Raw genomic sequence first — 1,013 nt, 5'->3', positions numbered from 1 at the left:
GCCACCCTTGAAAGAGTGCGTAATAGCTCACTGGTCAAGTGATTCCGCGCCGACAATGTAGCGGGGCTCAAGCACATCACCGAAGTCGTGTCATTGCAGCATATAGGGCCAACGCCTGCTGTGATGGGTAGGGGAGCGTCGTGTGCCGGGTGAAGCGGCCGAGGAATCGAGTCGTGGACGGTATACGAGTGAGAATGCAGGCATGAGTAGCGATACAAGAGTGGGAAACTCTTGCGCCGATTGACCAAGGGTTCCTGGGTCAAGCTGATCTGCCCAGGGTAAGTCGGGACCTAAGGCGAGGCCGACAGGCGTAGTCGATGGACAACGGGTTGATATTCCCGTACCCGCTTTGAAGCGCCAACGTCGAACCAGATGATGCTAAGGCCGTGAAGCCGTCCCGGAGCCTTCGGGCAAAGGGAAGTGGTGGAGCCGCCGGTCCAAGTCTGTAGTAGGTGAGCGATGGGGTGACGCAGGAAGGTAGTCCAGCCCGGGCGGTGGTTGTCCCGGGGTAAGGGTGTAGGCCGTGAGGTAGGCAAATCCGCCTCACATTAAGGCTGAGACCTGATGCCGAGCCGATTGTGGTGAAGTGGATGATCCTATGCTGTCGAGAAAAGCCTCTAGCGAGTTTCATGGCGGCCCGTACCCCAAACCGACTCAGGTGGTCAGGTAGAGAATACCGAGGCGTTCGGGTGAACTATGGTTAAGGAACTCGGCAAAATGCCCCCGTAACTTCGGGAGAAGGGGGGCCATTCCTGGTGATGGGTCTTGCACCTTGAGCTGGGGGTGGCCGCAGAGACCAGCGAGAAGCGACTGTTTACTAAAAACACAGGTCCGTGCGAAGCCGTAAGGCGATGTATACGGACTGACGCCTGCCCGGTGCTGGAACGTTAAGGGGACCGGTTAGCTTGGATTCGTCCAGGCGAAGCTGAGAACTTAAGCGCCAGTAAACGGCGGTGGTAACTATAACCATCCTAAGGTAGCGAAATTCCTTGTCGGGTAAGTTCCGACCTGCA

Annotated in this window: 1 rRNA gene; it reads left to right on the top strand. The window is 57.3% G+C overall.

The window, feature by feature from the left end:
• Positions 1–1,013 (top strand): 23S ribosomal RNA (locus ACFVSN_RS45235); the annotation flags it as partial.

The organism is Kitasatospora sp. NPDC057904, assembly GCF_042887925.1.
GTDB lineage: Bacteria > Actinomycetota > Actinomycetes > Streptomycetales > Streptomycetaceae > Kitasatospora.
This window is presented reverse-complemented; position numbering and strand designations above follow the sequence as displayed.